Origin of the sequence: Paenibacillus sp. FSL R7-0302 (genome assembly GCF_038006885.1) — a bacterium.
GTDB lineage: Bacteria > Bacillota > Bacilli > Paenibacillales > Paenibacillaceae > Paenibacillus_AQ.
On the sequence record NZ_JBBOWB010000001.1, the window covers coordinates 1,143,644 to 1,167,186 of the forward strand.

Here is a 23,543-nt window from a genome sequence, read left to right on the forward strand (position 1 = left end):
GAAGGACCGGCCCTTCTTAGGCTGCCCTATCGGGTTCGCCTGCGGGGCCTCAACAGCGCCCCGGGCCCAGCCCGTCCAGTGCTGCCCTCCGGGATCGCGGGCCGGGTGGCCCAAGAGCCAACGGCAAGCCCCCCGTCCAAGTAGCTGCCCTCCGGGTTCGCGGGCCGGGTGGCCCAAGAGCAAAAGGCAAGCCCCCCGTCCAGTGCTGCCCTCCGGGATCGCGGGCCGGTTGGCCCAAGAGCCAACGGCAAGGCCCCCGACCAGTGCTGCCCTCCGGGTTCGCGGGCCGGGTGGCCCAAGAGCTAACGGCAAGCCCCCCGTCCAGTGCTGCCCTCCGGGGTCGCGGGCCGGGTGGCCCAAGAGTCAACGGCAAGCCCCCCGTCCAGTGCTGCCCTCCGGGATCGCGGGCCGGGTGGCCCAAAAGTAACGGCAAGGACCCACGCAGTTAAGGCCCCGCAGGCGTACCCGTCAGGGCAGCCTAAGAAGGGCCGAGGACTCCGCCGAAGTAATCCTTCCCGTCCACTGACCCTGCTCCTCGCACGATGCACTTATTTCGGGTGTCCAGAGGGCAGCGCCCTTGGGGCCCTCCCTTGGCGAAGGGAGGGTTTGGGAGGGATCGAAAATTTTTAAAGTTTTAAATCTTTTTAAAAGAAGAAGGCTCGGATGATATCCGATAAAGTTTAAGACTAAACGAAGGGATTGACCATCATGCATAAGGTAGACGTCAAAGAAAAAGCCCGGGCCAGAGATGTCCGGATCTTGAAAAAGTGGAGCGAGGAGGACACGTTCCGCCGCTCGATGGAGAACCGTGAGGGACGCCCGAACTATGTGTTCTATGAAGGACCGCCGACCGCGAACGGGGTGCCGCATATCGGGCACGTGCTGGGCCGGGTCATCAAGGATTTTATCGGCCGCTATCAGACCATGAAGGGCTTCCGCGTCATCCGCAAAGCGGGCTGGGACACGCACGGCCTGCCGGTAGAGCTCGGGGTGCAGAAGAAGCTCGGCATCTCCGGCAAGCAGGATATCGAAGAATATGGTGTGGAGAAGTTCATCAAGGAATGTAAGGAAAGTGTCTTCGGCTATGAGAAGCAGTGGCGCGAGTTCACGGAAGCGATCGGCTACTGGACGGATCTGGATCATCCGTATGTAACGCTGGACAATACGTATATCGAGAGCGTATGGAACATCCTGGCTACGGTTCATGAGAAAGGCCTGATGTACCGGGGGCACCGCGTTAGTCCGTACTGCCCGAGCTGCCAGACGACCCTCAGCTCCCATGAAGTAGCTCAGGGGTATAAGACAGTTAAGGATCTGAGTGCCACCGCCAAGTTCAAGCTGGACGGCAGCGGCGACTATGTGCTGGCCTGGACGACTACGCCTTGGACGCTTCCGGCGCACATGGCGCTGGCGATGAATCCGGTTATGGAATATGTGCGTGCGCAGCAGGAAGACGGCGTGTATGTACTGGCTAAGAATCTGGTGGACGATGTGTTGAAGGGCGAGTACACTATCCTGTCGACACACACAGGCGCTGACTTTATCGGCCAGAGCTACACACCGCCGTTCGGTTATATCAAGACAGAGAAGCATAATGTGATTGTCGGAGCCTCTTTTGTAACGGACTCCAGCGGTACCGGGATCGTACATATGGCTCCGGCCCACGGGGAAGACGACTATAAGAGCTGCCGCGAGAATGGGATCAGCTTCGTGAATGTAGTGGATGCTTCCGGGAAATACACGGAGGTAGTGAGTGATTTTGCCGGACGGTTCGTGAAGGACTGTGACCTTGATATCGTGAAGGTGCTGTCTGAACGTGGACTGCTCTACCACAAAGAGAAATACGAGCACAGCTATCCGTTCTGCTGGCGCTGCGACACCCCGCTGCTCTATTACGCAACAGACAGCTGGTTCATCCAGACGACAGCAATCAAGGATCAGCTGATTGCCAACAATAACAGTGTGGACTGGTACCCGGACCATGTGCGCGAAGGCCGCTTCGGCAAGTTCCTGGAGGAGCTGGTGGACTGGAATATCAGCCGTAACCGCTACTGGGGTACACCGCTTAACGTATGGGTCTGCCAGGATACCGGCAAGGAATTCGCACCGCACAGCATCGCTGAGCTGAGATCGATGGCTATAGGGGAAGTGGCAGAGGATATCGAGCTGCACAAGCCGTATGTGGATAATATCCAGCTGCGCAGCCCGTTCAGCGAAGGAGGCATCATGGTCCGCACCCCGGAAGTGATCGACGTCTGGTTCGACAGCGGCTCAATGCCGTTCGCCCAGAGTCATTACCCGTTCGAGAATCAAGACCGGTTCGAGGACCAGTATCCGGCAGATATGATCTGCGAAGGGATCGACCAGACGCGCGGCTGGTTCTACAGCCTGCTGGCGGTATCTACCTTGTTCACAGGCAAGGCTCCGTATAAGGCGGTTATCGCCCACGGCCATATTTTCGATGAGAACGGCCAGAAAATGTCCAAATCCAAAGGCAATGTCATCGACCCATGGGAGATCATGAACGAATACGGCACGGATGCCTTCCGCTGGGCTATTCTGTCTGACAGTGCGCCGTGGAACAACAAGCGGTTCTCGCGCGGTCTGGTCGGGGAGACGAAGTCCAAGGTAGTGGACACTCTGGTGAACACGCATGCTTTCCTTACGCTGTACGCCGGAATCGACGGCTATGATCCTGCGGATCACCCGTTCAAGGTGTCTGGGCATAAGCTCGACCGCTGGATTCTGTCCCGCCTGAACAGCCTGATCGTGCTGGTGGATAAAGGGCTGGCCGTGAATGATTTCGTGAACACCTCCAAGGCGATTGAGAATTTCGTGGATGAGCTGAGCAACTGGTACATCCGCCGTTCCCGTGACCGGTTCTGGGGCAGCGGGCTGGGCGAAGAGAAGCTGGATGCTTACCGCACCCTTACGCATGTCCTGCTGACCACAGCCAAGCTGATGGCTCCATTCACCCCGATGCTGTCCGAGGATATCTTCACGAATCTGGGCGGCGGGGAGAGCGTGCATCTGGCAGACTATCCCGCAGCGGATGAGAACCTGATCGACCTTGCCCTGGAAAAAGATATGGAGTACGCCCGCGGCATCGTCGAGCTGGCCCGTAACGTCCGCAACGAGAGCGGCATCAAGAACCGCCAGCCGTTGTCCGAGCTGATTGCATCCACGCCTGACAACTTCAACGTGGCGGATTATGAAGAGCTGATCAAAGAAGAGATCAATGTCAAGCATATCGTCATCGAGCACAGCGACAGCGGCTTCGTAGACTTCACCCTGAAGCTGAACCTGAAGGTAGCAGGCAAGAAATACGGCAAGAGCGTCGGCTTCCTGCAAGGCTTCCTCAAAGCGATGGATAGTGACGCTACCCGCAAAGCAGTGCAAGAAGGCGTTATCGCCATTGTGTCACCGGACGGAGAAGAGCTGCAGATTACGTCCGAGGAGCTGCTGGTGGAGAAGCAGGCCAAACCAGGCTTTGCCTCCGCTTCCGGCTATGGACTGACCGTGGCCTTGAACACGGAAATCACGCCGGAGCTGGTACAGGAAGGCTGGGTACGCGAAGTCGTACGTGCGGTGCAGGATTACCGCAAACGTCTGGATCTGCCGATCGACAAGCGGATTGCCCTGACGCTGCATGTCGATGACGAGCTGAAGGCAGCGGTGACTGCATTCGAGCATGTGCTGCGTGAGAATGTACTGGTGACTACGGTTGATTTTGACGGAGAGTATACCTATGAGACCGTGGATGCCGGCGGCAAGAGCATCGGTATTCATATCGGCGCTTAACTCCAGAGCGGCCGCGCATTTCCTGCATTACTTGTCCCTGTATGGCATATACTAGCCGCAAAGGAAAAGGTTCCACGGGTTAGAATGCAAATGACGAGCCCTGTGCTTGAAGAGAGAATTCTCTTTGACCGGGCTCGTTTGTTTTGCGGCTTATAGACAACCAGGAGGTGCAGGGGCATGGGCGGATGGAAAGGCGGGAAGAGTCCTGCGGAGCAGCCGAAGCAGCCGGAAGGGCCGGGCAGAATTTCGATCAGAACCACGGACAGAGGGAATAACAGGGAGGAAGGACCGCATGAGCAGCAGCCCCCGCATTCGGGAGCAGGCCCTTCGGGCAAGACAGAACCGGGCGCAGAATATCCTGAGAAAAGCCAGCCAGCCGCTTCTTCCCGTCCTAAGCCTGCAGTGACTGTCACAGCAGCCGTCGATCTGGCCGATCTTCCCCCGGAAGAGAAGCTGAACGCCCTGTACCGGATGACCACGAGTCTGGCTCAGCAGATGGAGAAGTCACGAATCTCGGAATATACCGAGCTGCTGTATTCCCCGTTCCGGCTAATCTGGCTGAACATTCTCTCCGGCGTGGCCAGGGGGCTGGGGATTGCGCTCGGATTCACTTTTTTTGCGGCGACAATTATTTATGTGCTTCAGGTGCTTGGTGCACTGAATCTGCCGATCATTGGCGATTATATCGCGGACATTGTGCGGATTGTCCAGCATCAGCTGGAGCTGAAGACATTCTGAGCGGCGCTGAACCTGAAATAACCCCACATTGTGGGGCAGTACTAGTTAGACAGAAATGGAACAGGGTTCTAAGACAAGCACAGGGATAGTTGTAGAATGTACACCTAAATGCAGCGAAATAGCCTGCTTTAGATGGATAACTGTATTCTGTACAACTAAATTTGCCTAAAGAGGACCGAACTTAGAGAAGAAGGCTTTTTAAATGTACGGAATGCAACTAAACGAGATATAGCCTATGAATCAGATGTTTTAGTTGTACAAAGTGCAATTAAGCCTCTCCAGCTCTCTCATCGGATCGTTCCTAACCATTGCCAAGCATTAGCTGGGCCATGGTTTGTGCTCACTTGCTGTGCCAGCTGTGCTACTTCCGTTCTTTTCGAGTCGGGTCCAGCAGGTAGTCGCCTTCCTCGTCGTCCATGTAATGACGGTAGCTGTTGCCCTTGATAATCATCAGATGATTGCCTGAAATGTCGGTGGCCACGAAATTCTCCCAGGGCTCCACGAAGCCCTCGGTTTCGTCTGCTTCGATCTCCATATCATTGTAGGAGCCGATGTTGTTCCCTTCTGCCATAGCCGGCGAATCCGAGTTGCCCCAGCTCTCCACGATCTGCCAGGCATCCTCGCCATCGAACCCGTTCTGGTCGTCCCGCTCATCCAGACTGGTGCGGCCAAACGGCGGAGACAGCAGCTCCTCCTCGGCCGGCCGGGTGAACGGAGCACTCTGACGGGGAGCATGCTCTTTCGTGTAGCGGGTGGAGGGAAGGGCGGCCAGTCGCTCATAGGGAATAGGTTCGCCGCTGGCGATGCAGATGCCGTAGGTTCCTTCGTCCATCGCCCGCAGGGCTGATTCAATATCATCCAGCTCATGCTCATCCCGCTCCAGCAGGGAGATATCCATGGAACGGTTATACAGCTCTGTGGCAGCATCGCCGGGATGGTTATCGATTTCCGACAGCTCACCCGTGTTGTCACGCATAGCCTCCTGCAGTCCGTATTGTCCGCTATTGCTTAGCCTGTGCTTGATATCCTCCTGCTGCTGCAGAAGAGCAGTACGCAGCCCGGAGAGCTGCTGTGGTGTCAGATGGCTCATTGCTGTGAGCTCCTTTCGGTAGCTAATCGCTGAAATGGGCCTAGCGCCGGTGCCAGGGATGAAGGAAGGGAAGAATACCCCGGCAGGATACCGGCGAGGCCGTTTCTTTCTCTGGATAGCTTGGCCTCCGGGGCCCTTTTTTAGCGCTGGCAAATAGTGCCCTTCCTTAACCGGTTTGCCTGGTCATGCAATAGACGGGTTCTTGAGGCCTGTGCTACAATATACAAGTCTTTATACAGTATTCGTACCGCGTAGCCGCGGGAAAAATAAGAACGGAGTGACAACTTCTGTGGTGTACTTTCTGATTGCGCTAATTGTATTTCTGATTGACCAGGGTACCAAATATCTGATTGCCACCCGGCTGGAGCTCGCAGAGCAAATTCCGGTAATCAAGGATTTCTTCATTATTACGTCGCACCGCAATCGTGGAGCCGCCTTCGGAATTCTGGAGGGGCAGCAATGGTTCTTCATTGTGATTACAGTAATCGTTGTATGCGGAATCGTCTGGTACCTGAACAAGGCCCGCAAGACCCGCAAGCTGCTGCCTACCGCGCTGGCGCTTGTCCTTGGAGGAGCGATCGGCAACTTCCTGGACCGGATTCTTAACGGTGAGGTTGTGGATTTCCTCATGTTCAATTTCGGAAGCTATACGTTCCCGATCTTCAACGTGGCCGATTCCTGTATCGTGGTCGGGGTGGGTCTGATTATTCTGGATACGCTGCTGGAAGTGAAGGGCGAACAGGAAGTCACCGAGGTGAAGGAATCACAGGAAGTCAAAGAAGGGAATGAATGATTTGAACAAAGACGTCAAAGAGCTGGCGGATTCAGGCGCCCTCGAGGAAGACAGAGACGTCACCGAATGGATCGTTGCCGAGGGCAATGCGCGGGAGCGGATTGATAAATACGTTACAGAGGCCTTGGAAGACGAGATCTCGCGCTCCCAGGTTCAGCTATGGATCGGCAGCGGACATGTAGTGGTGAACGGCTTGCCGGTCAAAGCGAACTACAAGCTGAATGAAGGCGATAAGGTAACTGTTACGGTGCCGGAACCCGAGGCTACGGATCTGATCGCACAGGATATTCCGCTGGAAGTGGCCTACGAGGACAGCGATGTGATTGTGGTGAATAAGCCGCGCGGCATGGTCGTGCATCCGGCAGTGGGACATCCCTCCGGCACCCTGGTCAATGCGCTGATGTATCATTGCAAGGATCTGTCCGGCATTAACGGCGAGATTCGTCCAGGCATTGTCCACCGGATCGACAAGGATACCTCCGGTCTGATTATGGCAGCCAAGAATGACGCCAGTCATGCTTCGCTGTCCGCCCAGCTTAAGGAGCACAGCGTGACCCGCCGCTATATCGCAGTAGTGCACGGCAATCTGTCTCATGACAAGGGAACCGTAGATGCTCCGATCGGCCGTGATCCGCATGACCGCAAGCTGTATACCGTAACCGAGAAGAACAGCAAGCGCTCCGTGACGCATTTTACCGTGCTGGAGCGCTTCGGTGACTGCACACTGCTGGAGCTTCAGCTTGAGACGGGGCGGACGCACCAGATCCGTGTTCACATGAAATTCATCGGCCATCCGCTGGTGGGTGATCCGGTCTACGGGCGCAGCAAGGGAACTACCATGAACGGACAAGCCCTTCATGCAGCGGTACTTGGATTCGTACATCCTTCTACAGGCGAGTACAAGGAGTTCAGCGCGCCGATCCCGGCGGATATGGAAGAGCTTCTATTTACACTGCGCAGCAGATAAGTACAAATCAATAGATTATAAATCCATGGTACACAGGCCCGATTTGCGTCATATTAAGAGCATAGCTTCACAATTTAGGCCCAGGAGATGAATAGAAGATTATGAGCATTGAACAATATCAGGCTACATTCATTCAGACGAATTTCGCAGACCGCATCGGCGGCGAAGGATACGGCAAGGACACCTCCATCTACAAATTCGAGAAAATCAAACGCGCCAAAGCTTCGGCGAAGCAGGATTTTCCGAACATTGAACTGATCGACATGGGCGTCGGCGAGCCGGACGAAATGGCAGATGAAGGCATTGTGGCAAGACTTGCGCTGGAAGCGGCCAAGGAAGAGAACCGCGGCTACTCCGATAACGGTATTCCTGAATTCAAAGCGGCTGCGGCTGTGTATCTTAAGGAAGTTTTTCAGGTGGACGGAATTGACCCTGTAACGGAAATCGTGCATTCCATCGGTTCCAAGCCTGCGCTGGCTATGCTGCCATCCGTATTCATTAATCCGGGCGATATCACGATCATGACCATTCCGGGTTATCCGGTGCTGGGTACCCACACCAAGTATCTGGGAGGACAAGTCTACTCTGTGGAGCTGAAGAAGGAGAACAACTTCCTGCCTGATCTGAGCTCCATTCCTGAAGAGGTTGCCCGTAAGGCGAAGCTACTCTACCTCAACTATCCGAACAACCCTACCGGCGCAAGCGCCACCCCTGAATTCTTCAGCGAAGTAGTGGCCTGGGCCAAAAAATATGATGTAGTCGTCATCCATGACGCACCTTATGCTGCACTAACGTATGACGGCGTGAAGCCGCTCAGCTTCCTGTCCGTGCCTGGTGCCAAGGATGTCGGCGTTGAGCTGCACTCCCTGTCCAAGTCCTACAACATGACCGGCTGGAGAATCGGCTTCGTGGCCGGCAATCCGCTGATCGTGAAGGCGTTCAGTGATGTGAAGGACAACAATGATTCCGGCCAGTTCATCGCCATTCAAAAAGCTGCCGCTTACGGCCTCTCTCATCCTGAGATTACCGAAGCAATTGCCGCCAAATACTCCCGCCGCCACAACATGCTGGTGGATGCGCTGAACAGTCTGGGCTTCAAGGCCGAGAAGCCGAAGGGCTCCTTCTTCCTTTATGTAGCCGCACCTAAGGGCGTCAAGGGCGGACGCCGCTTCGAATCCGGCGAGGATTTCTCGCAGTTCCTGATCCGCGAGAAGCTCATCTCCACCGTGCCTTGGGATGATGCCGGCGCGTTCGTGCGTTTCTCCGTGACCTTCGTGGCCAAGGGCGAGGAAGAGGAGAAGCGCGTCATCTCCGAAATCCAAAGACGTCTTAGCGACGTTGAATTTGAATTTTAAGTTTTGGTTTAAATGGGAGCCGCTGCAGAGCAATCTGCGGCGGTTTTTATTTAAATATAAGTGAGGATTTATATGTTGCACACGATAACCTATCCTTCTATTTCTCGCTGAAACGGTACCGTCCTTTAAAAGGACGGCAATGCCGTTTCCACTTGGTCGCCGTCTATTTACTATAGTGATCGCCCGGCCTGAACCGGCCACCCGCCCCAATTTGTTGCACAAATTGCAACCTCGAACCGCTCAAACCAAGCCCGGACACGCAAATCCTGCACATTTTGCAATAATCCATTCGGTAATGATAAATCTTTGGCATGAATCCTGCAAAAACTGCAACAATTGGCCCAGCAGCTTAGTTAAGCGGAAGAATTCCTGCATAATGTGCAACATGTAGGGAAGCAGTGCCGTTATCCTTTCCTGTAAGCTACCTTGTGAAAAGCATTGATATAACGGAACAATCCTTCGCCATCATCCGGCACATTCACCGATCTACCCAGCGGCAGCATCATCGCCTGATATGGCTCCGGTACCATTCGATATTGATGCACATAGGAGGTCAGGACGAACCCGTTCCGCTCCCAGAAATGAATACGTTCCTTGTGCGACTCCGTAGCCCCGGATTCTGCCTCAATGATGATTCCGCGGATGCCGTATTCCTGCACAGCCCAAGCTTTGATCTGCTCCAGCATCCAGGTCCCCGTTCCCTCTCCGCGCAATGCCTTATCTACTGCGAGGTAATCGATAATCAGGATCTTGTCCGCAGCTTGTCCCACAACACCCGTAACAGCCATCGCGACAACTACCCCCTGATGCACCCCCGCATGTAAGTAACCAATCCCCCGGTTCAGCATACTGCGCAGAATCGCTTCCGTCTTAGCTCCGCTGGGAAAAGCCTCATGGTAGATCTGCTCCATCCGCCCCCACCACGCTTCATCCCATTCTTCTATAGTAATAAACTCCATGTTCATGATTTCATTCGCCTCCAGTTCCATTCCAGTTTTATCATAACAGAGCAGGGGCTGGAACGAAATTAGGGTGGATCGCCCATGTAAAAAAATGTATAATATGAGAACTAATAATCAGACTCTTGTGCTGTTGGATCTTGTACGACATTATAATTCCATTAGGAGAGAGAAGATGAACACTACACCCGCACATACTGAAACCCATAAGAAAGCTGATATTGCTGAAAGCAGTATCGGTTATATTGATGAACAATTGTTGCCTCAGCAGCTGATCGAAGGCGGGGGGCCTTTTCGGCGAGTTGATCTAACCAGCCTTCCCGGACCCGTGAAATATATAGGATACATGATTGTCTACGGTATCCCTGTGTTGTTAATGAGTTTGATTGTGGCGGTCACTTTTTTTAAATGAGCTGGCATATTGCCGCTGATACGGTGTCTTGTGCCATTAGTGCAATTCCTGAATTCCGCAGTTGTGTAGTCCGCACTATCAGCGCAGCGCCATAGTGCTTCTTCACTTCTGCCCCCTCCCCAAGGGGGAAGACAAATCTCTTTCACCGTTTAGGTGGAAGCGGCGGAGGGGATTTTGGAACTGTAGGAGCGGCAGCGTTCGCCTTTGTCTCCGGATTTAATCCGCTAAGCGGTTTATTCAAATCAATCTGGAGACAACAGCGACCGAAAGTCCAAAATCACCGCAGCCGCGCCCTTCACCTAAACCCAGCCGCCCCGCACCTAAACCGCCCTTCCTTCAACTTCCCGCCCAGAAAATTTGACATCCCCCCATCCATCTGTCATAATTCCCTATAGTTGAATAGCGCCTTTAATTCAGTCCCGTGAGGCTGGCAAGGTAACGTGAATCGAGGTTCGCGTCATGTAAAGAAGGAATCCGTATGAGTACGGAGGGTCTTTTTATGCGCGCGGACACGCCATCTTTTTGAATCTGCGGATTTCACTCCTTGCCTGCTTTGGGCAAGGAGTTTTTTGTTATCCGGGGAACTTGAACAGGCGATCAAGCAGGGGGATGGCAAAGAGGATGGTTACTGAAAAAAATGTCATTATGGACGAAACGGCGATTCGCCGGGCACTGTCACGCATTGCACATGAGATTTTGGAGAAAAACAAGGGTATCGAGAATTGCCTGCTGGTCGGCATCCGCACCCGGGGGATCTATCTGGCTCAGCGGATCGCGGAGCGCATTAAGGAAATTGAGGGCGTGGACATCCCTTACGGGGAGCTGGACATCACCCATTACCGCGATGACCGTGAAGGCGGCGAGGACAACCGGGAAGCGATGGACAAGGCAGTTGTCAACAGCAATCTGATCCTGCCTCCGGGCACCAGCGGCACCCGGGACAAGAAAGTGATCCTGTTCGACGATGTATTGTACACCGGAAGAACGATCCGCGCGGCAATGGATGCGCTGATGGATTGCGGACGGCCCCGGATGATCCAGCTGGCTGTACTGGCTGACCGCGGTCACCGGGAGCTGCCGATCCGCCCCGACTATATCGGCAAGAACGTACCTACCTCCAGGCATGAGCAGATTGAAGTGTCCCTGAGCGAATATGACGGCAAGGACGAAGTGTACATTATTTCAAACCGGGAGGAACGATAACAATGATGACGGCAACCAAAGTGAAGGAACGCAGTCTGCTGGGGATGAAGGAGCTGGCGGGGTCGGAGATTACCCAGCTGCTAGACAGAACAGCCTACTGGGATCATCAGAGCGAGAAGCTCACGCCGGTGCTGAGAGCACATTTTGTTGCCAATATGTTCTTCGAGAATAGTACAAGAACCCGCTTTTCCTTCGAGATGGCCGAGAAACGCCTGGGTGTGCAAGTGCTGAACTTCACGGCTGCGGCCTCCAGTGTGGAGAAGGGCGAGTCGATCTACGACACCGTGCGCACACTGGAGTCAATGGGGATCGATGCTGGAGTAGTCCGGCTGAAGCCTGCCGGTGTGCTGCAGCAGCTTGCCGAGAAGGTTGGCGTTCCGCTGATCAATGCCGGGGACGGCAACAACGAGCATCCGACGCAGGCGCTGCTGGACCTGTACACGATGCGCAAGCATTTTGGCGGATTGAAGGGCCTGAAGGTCTCAATAATCGGGGATATTATGCACAGCCGGGTAGCACGGTCCAACCTCTGGGCACTCACCAAAATGGGGGCAAGCGTGCAGTTCTGCGCCCCGGCGAATATGCAGGCTCCTGAGCTTGCGGCCTACGCTCCATACGTGTCCATGGAAGAAGCGCTGAAGGCGGATGTGGTCATGATGCTGAGAGTGCAGCTGGAGCGGCATGCTTCGGGTATTATTTTATCGGCTGAGCAGTACCGGGAGCACTTCGGGCTGACTGAGGAACGGGCGTCCAGGCTTGATCCGGCAACGATTATCATGCACCCGGCGCCGGTGAACCGCAATGTGGAGATTGACGATGCGGTGGTGGAGAGCAGCCAGTCCCGGATTTTCCCGCAGATGGCGAACGGAGTCCCGGTACGGATGGCTGTCATGGAGCGGGCGCTGCAATAGCAGAAAAAAACCTCACATAAGAGTATTAATAAATATACACAAAGATGAATTTTTATTATATAATAACTACAGAGCTTACGGCTGCGGCCGGAAGGCACAAAGGAGAATCCTAACCGTGATCATCAAAAATGCCAGTGTACTGAACGAAGAAGGCGTGCTGGAGCGCAAGCATATTGTTGTGCAGGACGGTATTATCTCGAAGATTCAGGATGCCGCCGAGGCGGTAGAGGAAGCCGGGGAGACCGTTGAAGCGGAAGGCAAGCTGCTGATTCCGGGACTGATTGATATGCACGTACATCTGCGCGAACCGGGGTTCGAGCATAAGGAAACGATAGAGACCGGCGCACGTTCGGCAGCCAAAGGCGGATTCACAACGATTGCCTGCATGCCGAATACACGCCCGGTAACAGACAGTGCAGAGATCGTACAGCTCGTGAAGGATAAGGCACGCGAAGCGGGACTAGTTAAGGTGCTGCCTTATGCGGCCATTACCAAGAATGAGCTGGGACGCGAGCTGACGGATTTTGCGGCACTCAAGGAAGCAGGAGCGATCGGCTTCACCGATGATGGCGTAGGCGTACAGAGCGCGCAGATGATGAAGGATGCGATGAAGCTGGCCAAGGGACTGGATATGCCGGTCATTGCCCACTGTGAGGATAACTCGCTGGTGGAAGGAGCGCCTGTAGCCGAAGGCACTTTTGCCGACAAGCATGGCCTGAAGGGAATTCCGAACGAATCGGAAGCCATTCATGTAGGCCGTGACATTCTGCTGTCTGAAGCAACGGGCGTCCACTATCATGTGTGCCATGTCAGCACCGAGCAGTCGGTCCGGCTGATCCGCCAGGCGAAGCAAATTGGCATTAAGGTGACCGCCGAGGTGTGTCCGCATCATCTGCTGCTTTCGGAGGAAGACATTCCGGGCATGGACGCCAATTGGAAAATGAACCCGCCGCTGCGCTCGCGCCGCGACGTGGAAGCCTGCATCGAAGGGCTGCTGGACGGCACGCTGGATATTATCGTGACCGACCATGCCCCGCACAGTGAAGAGGAGAAAGCCAAGGGCATGCAGCTTGCACCGTTTGGCATCGTCGGCTTTGAGACAGCATTCCCGCTGCTGTATACCGCTTTTGTGGCCACAGGCAAATGGGATCTGTCCCTGCTGGTGCAGCGGATGACCGCTGATCCGGCCCGGGTGTTCAGACTGAATACAGGCAGCCTTACAGTAGGGGCGCCTGCCGATCTGACCCTGATTGACTTGAATGAAGAGAGAGCAGTAGATCCTGCTACGTTTGCAAGCAAGGGTCGTAATACACCTTTTACCGGATGGAAGCTTAAGGGCTGGCCGGTGAAGACCTGGGTAGACGGCAGAGCCGTATGGAGTGAGGCTTAACAGAAGTAAGCAGTAGCCCATGCAGCCCGGCTGCATGGCTGTGACATAAGAATCAGACTACAGAAACAAGAAGGAGTGGAAGGCATGCAGGCGAGATTGCTGCTTCAGGACGGAACACTGTTTACAGGCACCGCATTTGGCGCGGAAGGCGAGAAGACGGGCGAGGTTGTTTTTAACACAGGAATTACAGGCTATCAGGAGGTACTATCGGACCCTTCGTACTGTGGGCAGATCGTCACCATGACGTATCCGCTGATCGGGAATTACGGCATTACCCGTGATGACTTCGAGTCCGTTCGCCCTTTTGTACACGGCTTTGTCGTGCGGCGTCACGAATCCGTACCCAGCAACTGGCGTGCTGAATACAGTGTAGACGATCTGCTGAAGGAATATGACATTCCCGGCATCAGCGAGATTGATACCCGTATGCTTACCCGCATTATCCGCCACTATGGCACCATGAAGGCAATTCTCACCACTTCGAACAAGCGTGTGGAAGAATTGATGGAGATGATGGGTGACACTACCATTGAAGAGCTGCGCAATCAGGTTGCACGTACCTCAACTACAGCAGCCTACAGCAGCCCGGGCACCAAAGAACGCATCGTGCTGGTTGATTACGGCGCGAAGACCGGTATTCTGCGCGAGCTGAACAACCGCGGCTGTGATGTGGTGGTTGTCCCTCATGATGTCACCGCAGACGAGATCCGCCGCCTGAACCCGGACGGCATTCAGCTCTCGAATGGCCCTGGAGACCCGAAGGATGTGCCTTATGCGGTACAGACGATCTCCGAGCTGCTCGGCGAATACCCGATCTTCGGTATCTGCCTGGGGCACCAGCTGTTCGCTCTGGCTTGCGGCGCTGATACAGAGAAGCTCAAGTTCGGCCATCGCGGCGGGAACCATCCGGTGAAGGAGCTGGAGAGCGGACGCTGCTTCATCACCTCCCAGAATCATGGGTACACCGTGAATGAGGAATCCATTGCCAGCACTGACCTGGAAGTTACCCATATCAATAACAATGACAAGACCGTTGAAGGACTGAAGCATACCCGCTACCCCGCTTTCTCGGTGCAGTATCATCCGGAAGCGGCGCCGGGGCCGCATGACAGCAGTTATCTGTTCGACCGCTTCCTGCAGCTGATCGCAGACCACAAGGCACAGCGGCCGGCCGGATCGCGTCAGGCGCAGCTTGCAGCGAATGCCAGAATCACGGCACCGAAATCATCCGCACCCCAGCTTGAAGCCGTGAAAGGAGCTCTATAACATGCCTAAGAACAACAAACTCAAAAAAATTCTGGTTATCGGCTCCGGCCCGATCGTTATTGGTCAAGCTGCCGAATTCGACTATGCAGGCACTCAGGCCTGCCAGGCTCTTAAAGAAGAGGGCGTCGAGGTCGTGCTGATCAACAGCAACCCGGCGACGATTATGACCGATACCAATATGGCGGACAAAGTATACATCGAGCCGATCACGCTGGAATTCGTGACTGGCATTATCCGCCAGGAGCGTCCGGACGGACTGCTGCCGACACTCGGCGGGCAGACCGGCCTGAACATGGCTGTAGAACTGGCCCGTGCCGGAGTCCTGGAGCAAGAGAAAGTGAAGCTGCTGGGTACACAGCTCGAATCCATCGAGAAAGCGGAGGACCGCGATCTGTTCCGCGAGCTGATGCGCGAGCTGGATCAGCCAGTGCCGGAAAGTGCGATTATTACCAGTGTGGAAGAAGCTCTGGGCTTCGCCGCAGGAATCGGCTATCCGCTGATCGTTCGCCCTGCTTACACGCTGGGCGGAACCGGAGGCGGGATCTGCGACAACGAAGAAGAGCTGCGTGAGACCGTCAAGGCAGGTATCCGTTATAGCCCGATCGGCCAATGTCTGGTCGAGAAGAGCATCGCCGGCATGAAGGAAGTCGAATATGAGGTTATGCGTGATGCGAACGACAACTGTATCGTAGTCTGCAACATGGAGAACTTTGATCCGGTGGGCGTACATACGGGCGACAGTATCGTAGTGGCCCCGAGCCAGACGCTGTCTGACCGTGAATATCAGATGCTGCGCAGTGCTTCCCTGAAGATTATCCGCGCGCTGAATATTGAAGGCGGCTGTAACGTTCAGTTCGCACTGGACCCGCAGAGCTACCAGTATTACGTCATTGAAGTGAACCCGCGTGTCAGCCGCTCCTCGGCGCTGGCCTCGAAGGCGACCGGTTATCCGATTGCCAAGATGGCGGCCAAGATTGCCCTCGGCTATACACTGGATGAAATCGTCAATCCGGTAACCGGCCAGACGTATGCTTGCTTCGAGCCTACACTGGACTATATCGTCAGCAAAATCCCGCGCTGGCCGTTCGACAAGTTCACCTCGGCGAACCGCAAGCTGGGTACCCAGATGAAGGCGACCGGTGAGGTCATGGCGATTGGCCGTACCTTTGAGGAGTCGATTCACAAGGCCATCCGGTCGCTGGAGATCGGTGTCCACCGTTTCCGCCTGCCGGGAGCGGAGCTGCTTGAAGATAGTGTGCTGCGCTATAGACTTGCCAAGCCGGATGATGAGCGCCTGTTCCTGATCGCCGAAGCCTTCCGCCGCGGCTATGAGCTGCAGGAGATTCAGGATATTACGAATGTGGACTGGTGGTTCCTCTCCAAGATCGAAGGGCTCGTGAGCTTCGAAGAGGAGATCCGTGCTGAAGAGACACTCTCTGCTGACACACTGTATCAGGCCAAGCGCAAGGGCTTCACAGACCGGGCGATTGCTGAGATTCGTGCCGAAGGCCGTCCGGGCGGAGCATTCACCAAGGAGTCGGAGGTACGCGTGCTGCGCCTGCAGCAGGGACTGGTTCCGGTGTTCAAAATGGTCGATACTTGCGCCGCTGAATTTGAGGCAACTACGCCATACTATTACTCTACCTATGAGACAGAGAATGAGGTCATTCATTCCGATAAGCAGAAGGTGATTGTACTCGGCTCCGGTCCGATCCGTATCGGCCAGGGGATTGAGTTCGACTACTCCACTGTGCATGCGGTATGGGCTATCCAGAAGGCTGGCTATGAAGCCGTCATTATCAATAACAATCCAGAGACCGTATCTACGGATTTCAATACCTCTGACCGTCTGTACTTTGAACCGCTGTTCTTCGAGGATGTCATGAACGTCATTGCCCAAGAGAATCCGATCGGAGTTATCGTGCAGTTCGGCGGACAGACCGCGATTAACCTGGCTGCACCGCTTGCTGCTGCGGGTGTGAACATTCTGGGTACCAGCCTGGAGAGCATCGACGAAGCCGAGAACCGCAAGAAGTTCGAAGCGCTGCTGGCCCGTCTGGATATCGCACAACCGAAGGGCAAGACCGTAATCAACATTGATGAGGCCGTCGAAACCGCGCAATCACTCGGTTATCCGGTGCTGGTTCGTCCATCGTATGTCCTGGGCGGACGCGCCATGGAAATTGTCTACAACGACACAGAACTGCTGAGCTACATGGTTGAAGCGGTAAAAGTCAATCCGGAGCATCCGGTGCTGATCGACCGCTATATGCTGGGCAAAGAGGTTGAGGTTGACGCCATCTGCGACGGCGAGACCGTAGTTATTCCGGGGATCATGGAGCATGTGGAACGCGCAGGGGTTCACTCCGGCGACTCCATCGCTGTCTACCCGCCGCAATATCTGGATGAAGGCCTCAAGCAGAAGATTGCCGAGATTACGATCAAGATTGCCAAGGAGCTCAAGACCATCGGGCTGGTGAACATCCAGTTTGTTATCTATCAGGACGAAGTGTATGTGATCGAGGTTAACCCGCGCTCCTCGCGTACGGTTCCGTTCCTGAGCAAGGTGACCGGTATTCCGATGGCGAACCTGGCGACCAAGATCATTCTCGGCGGCAAGCTGAAGGAAGACGGGTACACTGAAGGCCTCTGGCCGGAGAGCGACTATGTGTCGGTCAAAGTGCCGGTGTTCTCTTTTGCCAAGCTGCGCAGAGTCGAGCCTACGCTCGGACCGGAGATGAAATCCACCGGTGAGGTCATGGGCCGCGATAAGCTGTATGCCAAGGCGCTCTACAAGGGCCTGATCGGCGCAGGGATGAAGATCCCGGCTACCGGGGCAATCATTGTAACTGTAGCCGACAAAGACAAGGCTGAAGCGGTTGAGCTGATGAAGGGCTTCCATGCCATGGGCTACAAAATCATCGCCACCGGCGGTACAGCAGCGGCGCTGGAGCAGGCCGGGCTGAACGTGATGAATGTTAATAAGCTGGATGAAGGCGAGCCGACCATTCTGGATCTGATCCGCGGCGGTCAAGCGAACTTCGTCTTCAATACATTGACTAAGGGCAAAACACCTGAGCGTGACGGATTCCGCATCCGCCGTGAAGCGGTAGAGAACGGCGTCGTATGTATGACCTCGCTCGATACGGTAACGGCGCTGCTGAGAATGCTGCAGACGATTAACTTCTCGTCCCAGTCGATGCCTGCTTTTGTCGGACAATAAGATAGAGGGTGAGGCAGCTGTAACAGGCTGCTACAGGGACGGTTTGCGTTAACGCAGACCGTTCCCCTATGCCCGGGACCTGAAAATGGTTGGTTAGGAGACCACTTGAACCAAGAAAGAGGGGAAGCGAATGGACGGGACAGCAGCACAGCAGCATGAACATGAGAACATCGGACAGGTAGAAAAGCGTAATGAAATGGCCGGACGCCTGATGGTCGCCTTGGATTATCCGAATGCAGATCAGGCGCGGGAGCTGATCGAACAGCTCGAAGGCATTCCCTGTTATATGAAGGTGGGTATGCAGCTGTTCTATGCAGCCGGACCCGAGTTCATCCGGGAACTGAAGGAGCGCGGATATTCGGTATTCCTCGATGTTAAAATGCACGATATCCCCAACACCGTAAGGGGTGGCGCTGAGAGCCTAACCGGGCTGGGCGTGGACATGTTCAACGTACATGCTGCCGGAGGAACGGCCATGATGGCTGCTGCGGTGGAGGGGGCGGCGAAGGCCGTCAGCCTCCAGCCGTCGCTGCACATGCCGCTGATTATCGCGGTAACCCAGCTTACCAGCACCAGTCAGGAAGTGATGAACCGCGAAATCGGCATAGCCGGACCAGTGACGGATGCGGTGGTGCGTTATGCCAAGCTTGCAGCGGAAGCAGGCCTGCACGGAGTCGTAGCATCCCCGCAGGAATCCCTGGTGATTGCCGAAGCCTGCGGACCGGAATTCCGCACGGTTACCCCGGGCATCCGGCCCGCCGGGGCGTCCCTGGACGACCAGTCCCGGGTCATGACTCCCGGACAGGCTATCCGCCAAGGCAGCCACTACCTGGTAGTAGGCCGGCCGATTACAGCAGCGGCAGATCCGCGAGCTGCAGCACTGAATATTATTGAGGAGATGAGCCAAGCATGAGCATATTAGAGAATCGAAGTGAACAGGTCGCCAGTCATCTGCTGGAGATCGGAGCGGTAGCCCTGCGCCCGCAGGAGCCGTTCACCTGGACCTCCGGCATCAAATCGCCGATCTACTGCGATAACCGTCTGACCATGGCCTTTCCGGCTGTCCGCAACTACATTGCGGAGGCCTTCGCAGAGCTGATCAGAACCAGCTATCCGGACGCCGAGGTGATCGCCGGGACAGCAACCGCCGGTATCCCGCACGCGGCCTGGGTGGCCGATAAGCTCGGTCTGCCGATGGCTTACATCCGCGATAAGGCCAAAGGCCACGGCAAGCAGAACCAGATCGAAGGACTCATCACGCCCGGCCAGAAGGTCGTCGTCATCGAGGACCTGATCTCCACCGGCGGCAGCTCCATCAAAGCCGCGCAGGCCGTTCAGGAAGCAGGCGGCCTCCCGTTGGCCGTGCTGGCCATCTTCAGCTACGAGCTGGACCGCGCGGTAGACGCATTCGCTGCAGCGGAGCTTCCGCTCCAGAGCCTGTCCAACTACAGCACGCTGATTAATGTGGCGCTAGCCCAAGGCAAGATTGCGGAGAGCGATGTAGCGCTGCTGCAATCCTGGCGCCAGGACCCTGCCGCCTTCGGCGTGTAGGGCAGGAGAAGACGCTGAGGATGGAAGATAGTGCGTGGAGAATACGTAAAGCGTAAAGTGTAAAGCGTAGAGTGCGTAGAAGAAGCTTTGTACCCTTAGCCGGGGGAAGGGGCTTCTTTTTTATGCTTTAATTAGTTTTTGGGCTCTTAGGGAAAAGAAGTGGAAAAACAGCATCTATTCACTGGCCCAGCATACTTATAGAGGCTTTAGTTGGAAAAAATACACTTGTTGAAACCTGAAATCGACAATAACGCAGATACCGCCAGAACTAAATGACCTAAATCCACTTATTTCCTTTGAAGAGGCGATTTCCGCCCAAGCAAGTGTATAAAATCCAACTACTTCCCCTCAACTGCTCATTACAATTAGTTGCATACTCCATATTCTGTTCTCAACTCATTTCTTAGACTCCATCCCCCCCCCCCCAAGTAATCTGCTCCATGCCAGCGTTATCCTTCAACCAGTCACCTAAGCATAAGGGCAGAAATTGCCATCCACTCCGCAGAGCAATCCTCTAATTTTCTTGCAAAACTGGGCATGATAAATAGCACCGGGACATATATTATTGCGATGAAGGAGAAGAGGGCATCATGAATTGGATCTATTTTGCCAAGCTGTTCAGGACCAGATTTCAAGCGGGCTGCCTTGCCAAAAGACTGGAGCAGGACGGCTGGATCTATGGCTATCATGATCCGCGTTTTGTGGAAATATACCGTTCGCGCAAGGGGCGTTATGGTGTGCGTTTTCTGCCTTAGCCATAAAATCCAAAATCATCCTTGACTTTATCCATGGCTATATTGTATATTATCTATTGTCGCTGTTTAAATAATTATTAACTGACGCGGGGTGGAGCAGCCCGGTAGCTCGTCGGGCTCATAACCCGAAGGCCGCAGGTTCAAATCCTGCCCCCGCAATTACCTTATTACACCGGACAGCACTTGTATAATACGGATATCCTAGTCCGGGCCCTTAGCTCAGTTGGTTAGAGCGGTCGGCTCATAACCGATTGGTCACAGGTTCGAGTCCTGTAGGGCCCACTTCACTCAAACCCTTACTTTGTAAGGGTTTTTTGCTGTATGTAGGCAGATTAATTGAGGATGATAAATAGCCCGGTAACCTGGTAAAAAGGCAGATGGTCACATTTTGGTCACGGCGCTATTTCATCGCCGGAATTCTTGCTCAATTTCATTTTGGAATCGATCAGATCAGCAGCATCTCTCTGCATACCAGGGAGCAGGTGAGAGTACCGATCCAGATGGATCTGGATGCTGCTGGCTCCAAGACGCTCGGCACCGATTTTAGCATTGATTCCATTGTTCAGTAGCATGGAGGCATGTGAATCCCTAAGATCATGGAACCGAATCTTGGGCAGCTCTGATTTTCCTGTTAAGGGTTACTCAGTCCGTTTTCCGTACTTTTTCGCCCAGTAGTCAAGCCATTGTGAATAATCCATTCCCTTAATCTCCTTCAGCGTCTTTCCATCTATTGAATACTCTCCGCCTGCCATGACAAGATTTTTAATTTTACTTACTGGACCGGAAATTCCGCCTATGACCTCACTGTCTACAAGCATTACTATTACAGAAATAGTGTAATCATATGGGCTATACAACTGTTCCAGTGGATGATCCCTTACAGTGAATTGATAAGAGACGATTTCTTTCCCGAAGAAGGCATCAGGCTCTTCCTCCTGAACTGCCCAGAGCTGCATATAATCCGGAGTTTCAAGCCTTTCCTGCTCCAAGGTATATTTTGCCGCCTCTCCTTCATGGACAATAATCGTGTAACCAAGAGCTTGAAGATAATCGGCGGCAATTTGTTCGTCGGTCTTTTCCTCGGCAGAATCTTCCTTGTTGCATCCAACCATTGCTAACAGCACAAGGAATAGAAGAAGGAATAACAATCTTTTTCGTTTCATTAATTCCAGCCTGCTCTCATCGTAATGTGACGGAGGCCCTTTTTCTTTGAGTCGCTATGACTATGAGAGGAACAGCAAAGATAAGAGATAATCCGAATAGAAGGATAGGCAAAAACAAAGATGTATGATTATCAGCAGAAGAGACATTTTGGCCCCCGCCGACCAAAATTGCTCCGTCATTTGAATTGCGGTTCGAATTATTGAAGGAACTCTCCGACTGGCTAACAACACTCATGATCTCTGTAGGACTTCAGGAGTGGTTGGCAGGGAAGCGCCAGCAGCTCCTGTTTTATTGTTTTATCCCCCTAACCAAACATAGAGGGCAAAAAGAACAAGAAAAAGAGAATAAGAACGATCACACTTGTGATTCGGCTCATCATGAGATAGGCTTCACTGGGGCCGGAGTCGCCCTTGACCATCCAGCCATAACGCATATGCCAGCCCATGGCCGGGAAGAAGATATTCAGCATCGCAATCAGTACAAATAGAATAGCAAAGACAACCATTTTTACCAGCTCCTTTATCAGTTTTACGTGAATTGAGCATCTGAAGTTGCACATCTTTATAACGTCAGCTTAATTGATGCAGCATGAGTTTGAAGGAGAAGAACAAAAAAACAGACCCGAATTAGAAATTCGGGTCTGACAGGGAAGTATCAGTTGTCCAATTCTAAAATACGAAAAATAATAAAATTTGGTGTGGGACATTGTGATGTATTTAAGGGCGTAACTACTATGGCTAACGCCCGTTTTTTTGGAATTAGGTTGCTGACTAGTAAAAACTGGTTTTTCGTCCATTTCTAAACCAGATGGGATGCGTACACTACACTATCTTATTAGGGAGGTGTCCGTATTGAGTTGTCCAGACGATAAAAAATGTCATCCTAAAAAAATCGTCACCCTCGTTTCTCCAAAAAGAAAAAGAAAAGAACACCGGAAAGTTGTTAAGAAAGTGATTAAAAAGGTTGTTAAAGTAACCTGTCCACCGCCTGAAGTCAATGTCACTACTCCAACCGTTATTGGTCCCACAGGGCCCCAAGGAGCACAGGGCTCCCCAGGTATACCGGGAATCCCGGGGGCAAGAGGCCCCCAGGGAACAGAAGGTCCTCCGGGACCTGCCGGCGGGCCTCCAGGGCCCCAAGGCCCCCAAGGTGTGCCCGGGCCATCTGGAGCGATAGGCCCCCAGGGAGCAGCGGGGCCCGTCGGCCCTCAAGGGGCGCAGGGAGTTCCGGGAGCCCAGGGCCTCATAGGTCCCCAGGGCCCTCAGGGTGAACCTGGTCCGGCGGGAGCGATTGGGCCACAAGGCATTGCCGGAGCTACTGGTCCGGCCGGAGCGGCAGGAGCTGCAGGGCCGGCTGGAGCAACAGGAGCCACTGGGCCAGCCGGAGCCGCAGGAGCTGCAGGAGCAACCGGGGCTGCAGGACCAGCCGGCGCAACAGGGGCGACCGGGGCAACAGGAGCAGCAGGTGGCGTATTAGGATTTGCTGATTTCTTTGCTCTGATGCCTCCTGATAATGCAGCAACGGTAGCGCCGGGTACAGATGTTAGCTTTCCACAAGATGGCCCTACCAGCGGGACAACAATTGCCCGGACCGGGCCGAGTTCTTTTAATTTAGCGGCCATTGGGACGTATCAGGTGCTGTTTCAGGTTAGCGTGACCGAAGCCGGACAACTAATCTTGACTTTAAATGGTGCAGATCTCGCTTATACCGTAGTTGGGCGGGCAACAGGTACCTCACAAATCGTAGAAATGGCGATCGTGCAAACAGCGGTCATTAACAGTATTCTAACCGTTCGCAATCCTGCCGGAAATGCCGCTGCACTTACAATTACTCCTCTTGCCGGAGGAACAAGACCCGTTTCAGCACATCTTGTTATTACACAATTAGCATAACGGCTATTTTACGAATAGAGCATAATGAAATTTTGCCACCAGAAGCTTGGTGGCTTTTTTGTGATCACAACGC

At 54.1% G+C, this 23,543-nt stretch carries 21 protein-coding genes and 2 tRNA genes; 19 read left to right on the forward strand and 4 right to left on the reverse strand.

Features of this window, described 5'->3' with window-relative positions:
* Positions 1–708 precede the first annotated feature (708 nt).
* Both ileS and MKY96_RS04960 read left to right on the forward strand, forming a co-directional pair.
* Positions 709–3,801, forward strand: coding sequence for an isoleucine--tRNA ligase (gene ileS, locus MKY96_RS04955; RefSeq protein ID WP_340938925.1), 3,093 nt, complete (start codon positions 709–711; stop codon positions 3,799–3,801).
* A gap of 426 nt (positions 3,802–4,227) precedes the next feature.
* Positions 4,228–4,539 (forward strand): DUF5665 domain-containing protein, encoded by a 312-nt coding sequence (locus tag MKY96_RS04960; RefSeq protein WP_445671469.1) that lies wholly within the window; start codon positions 4,228–4,230, stop codon positions 4,537–4,539.
* A gap of 361 nt (positions 4,540–4,900) precedes the next feature.
* On the opposite strand, the gene MKY96_RS04965 is transcribed toward MKY96_RS04960, so the two are convergent.
* Positions 4,901–5,629, reverse strand: coding sequence for a TraR/DksA C4-type zinc finger protein (locus tag MKY96_RS04965; protein ID WP_340938926.1), 729 nt, complete (start codon positions 5,627–5,629; stop codon positions 4,901–4,903).
* A 289-nt stretch (positions 5,630–5,918) separates the two neighbouring features.
* On the opposite strand from MKY96_RS04965, the gene lspA reads away from it, so the two are divergent.
* The 3 genes from lspA to MKY96_RS04980 all read left to right on the forward strand — a co-directional run bounded on the left by lspA (position 5,919) and on the right by MKY96_RS04980 (position 8,744).
* Complete coding sequence (gene lspA / locus MKY96_RS04970) at positions 5,919–6,422, forward strand: signal peptidase II (RefSeq protein WP_076075971.1); 504 nt, start codon at positions 5,919–5,921, stop codon at positions 6,420–6,422.
* Positions 6,415–7,389: an RluA family pseudouridine synthase gene (locus MKY96_RS04975; protein ID WP_340938927.1), complete on the forward strand. Its 975-nt coding sequence runs from the start codon at positions 6,415–6,417 to the stop codon at positions 7,387–7,389. The genes lspA and MKY96_RS04975 overlap by 8 nt, the downstream gene beginning before the upstream one ends.
* Positions 7,390–7,490: 101 nt before the next feature.
* Entirely contained in the window at positions 7,491–8,744 is a 1,254-nt protein-coding gene (locus MKY96_RS04980) for an LL-diaminopimelate aminotransferase (protein WP_340938928.1), read from the forward strand.
* 404 nt (positions 8,745–9,148) lie between these two features.
* Here the strand turns inward: MKY96_RS04980 and MKY96_RS04985 are convergent, their stop codons facing one another.
* A complete protein-coding gene (locus MKY96_RS04985) occupies positions 9,149–9,709 on the reverse strand; it encodes a GNAT family N-acetyltransferase (protein ID WP_340938930.1) in 561 nt (186 codons plus the stop codon).
* A gap of 169 nt (positions 9,710–9,878) precedes the next feature.
* Here MKY96_RS04985 and MKY96_RS04990 point away from each other — a divergent pair, with 169 nt between their 5' ends.
* From MKY96_RS04990 to MKY96_RS05045, 12 genes are all read left to right on the forward strand, one after another.
* Positions 9,879–10,115, forward strand: coding sequence for a hypothetical protein (locus tag MKY96_RS04990; protein ID WP_340938931.1), 237 nt, complete (start codon positions 9,879–9,881; stop codon positions 10,113–10,115).
* A gap of 621 nt (positions 10,116–10,736) precedes the next feature.
* A complete protein-coding gene (gene pyrR, locus MKY96_RS04995; RefSeq protein WP_340944447.1) occupies positions 10,737–11,318 on the forward strand; it encodes a bifunctional pyr operon transcriptional regulator/uracil phosphoribosyltransferase PyrR in 582 nt (193 codons plus the stop codon).
* 2 nt (positions 11,319–11,320) lie between these two features.
* Positions 11,321–12,229, forward strand: a complete 909-nt coding sequence (locus MKY96_RS05000) for an aspartate carbamoyltransferase catalytic subunit (protein WP_076076017.1) — start codon at positions 11,321–11,323, stop codon at positions 12,227–12,229.
* A gap of 115 nt (positions 12,230–12,344) precedes the next feature.
* A complete protein-coding gene (locus MKY96_RS05005) occupies positions 12,345–13,619 on the forward strand; it encodes a dihydroorotase (RefSeq protein ID WP_445671416.1) in 1,275 nt (424 codons plus the stop codon).
* 84 nt (positions 13,620–13,703) lie between these two features.
* Positions 13,704–14,885, forward strand: a complete 1,182-nt coding sequence (gene carA / locus MKY96_RS05010) for a glutamine-hydrolyzing carbamoyl-phosphate synthase small subunit (RefSeq protein WP_340752336.1) — start codon at positions 13,704–13,706, stop codon at positions 14,883–14,885.
* A gap of 1 nt (position 14,886) precedes the next feature.
* Positions 14,887–18,108 carry a carbamoyl-phosphate synthase large subunit gene (carB, locus tag MKY96_RS05015; RefSeq protein ID WP_340938932.1) on the forward strand — a complete coding sequence of 1,074 codons (3,222 nt, stop codon included), beginning with the start codon at positions 14,887–14,889 and terminating at the stop codon, positions 18,106–18,108.
* 196 nt (positions 18,109–18,304) lie between these two features.
* On the forward strand, positions 18,305–19,021 hold the full coding sequence (gene pyrF, locus MKY96_RS05020) for an orotidine-5'-phosphate decarboxylase (RefSeq protein WP_340944450.1): 717 nt from the start codon (positions 18,305–18,307) through the stop codon (positions 19,019–19,021).
* Positions 19,018–19,659 carry an orotate phosphoribosyltransferase gene (gene pyrE / locus MKY96_RS05025; RefSeq protein WP_340938933.1) on the forward strand — a complete coding sequence of 214 codons (642 nt, stop codon included), beginning with the start codon at positions 19,018–19,020 and terminating at the stop codon, positions 19,657–19,659. Before pyrF ends, pyrE begins: the two co-directional genes overlap by 4 nt.
* 590 nt (positions 19,660–20,249) lie before the next feature.
* The gene (locus MKY96_RS05030; protein WP_019909365.1) at positions 20,250–20,414 is read left to right on the forward strand and encodes a hypothetical protein; all 165 of its coding nucleotides are present in this window, start codon (positions 20,250–20,252) and stop codon (positions 20,412–20,414) included.
* 85 nt (positions 20,415–20,499) lie between these two features.
* Positions 20,500–20,573: transfer RNA gene (locus MKY96_RS05035), tRNA-Met, on the forward strand.
* Positions 20,574–20,622: 49 nt separating this feature from the next.
* Positions 20,623–20,696, forward strand: a tRNA-Ile gene (locus MKY96_RS05040).
* Positions 20,697–20,791: 95 nt separating this feature from the next.
* Entirely contained in the window at positions 20,792–20,983 is a 192-nt protein-coding gene (locus tag MKY96_RS05045; protein WP_340938935.1) for a hypothetical protein, read from the forward strand.
* Between the two features lie 69 nt (positions 20,984–21,052).
* On the opposite strand, the gene MKY96_RS05050 is transcribed toward MKY96_RS05045, so the two are convergent.
* Together MKY96_RS05050 and MKY96_RS05055 are read right to left on the reverse strand one after the other, a co-directional pair.
* Entirely contained in the window at positions 21,053–21,577 is a 525-nt protein-coding gene (locus MKY96_RS05050; protein ID WP_340938937.1) for a hypothetical protein, read from the reverse strand.
* Between the two features lie 305 nt (positions 21,578–21,882).
* The gene (locus MKY96_RS05055) at positions 21,883–22,083 is read right to left on the reverse strand and encodes a DUF6199 family natural product biosynthesis protein (RefSeq protein ID WP_340938938.1); all 201 of its coding nucleotides are present in this window, start codon (positions 22,081–22,083) and stop codon (positions 21,883–21,885) included.
* Between the two features lie 800 nt (positions 22,084–22,883).
* Here MKY96_RS05055 and MKY96_RS05060 point away from each other — a divergent pair.
* Both MKY96_RS05060 and MKY96_RS05065 read left to right on the forward strand, forming a co-directional pair.
* Positions 22,884–23,054, forward strand: a complete 171-nt coding sequence (locus MKY96_RS05060) for a hypothetical protein (protein ID WP_340938939.1) — start codon at positions 22,884–22,886, stop codon at positions 23,052–23,054.
* Between the two features lie 23 nt (positions 23,055–23,077).
* Positions 23,078–23,470 (forward strand): hypothetical protein, encoded by a 393-nt coding sequence (locus tag MKY96_RS05065; protein ID WP_340938940.1) that lies wholly within the window; start codon positions 23,078–23,080, stop codon positions 23,468–23,470.
* Positions 23,471–23,543: the final 73 nt, after the last annotated feature.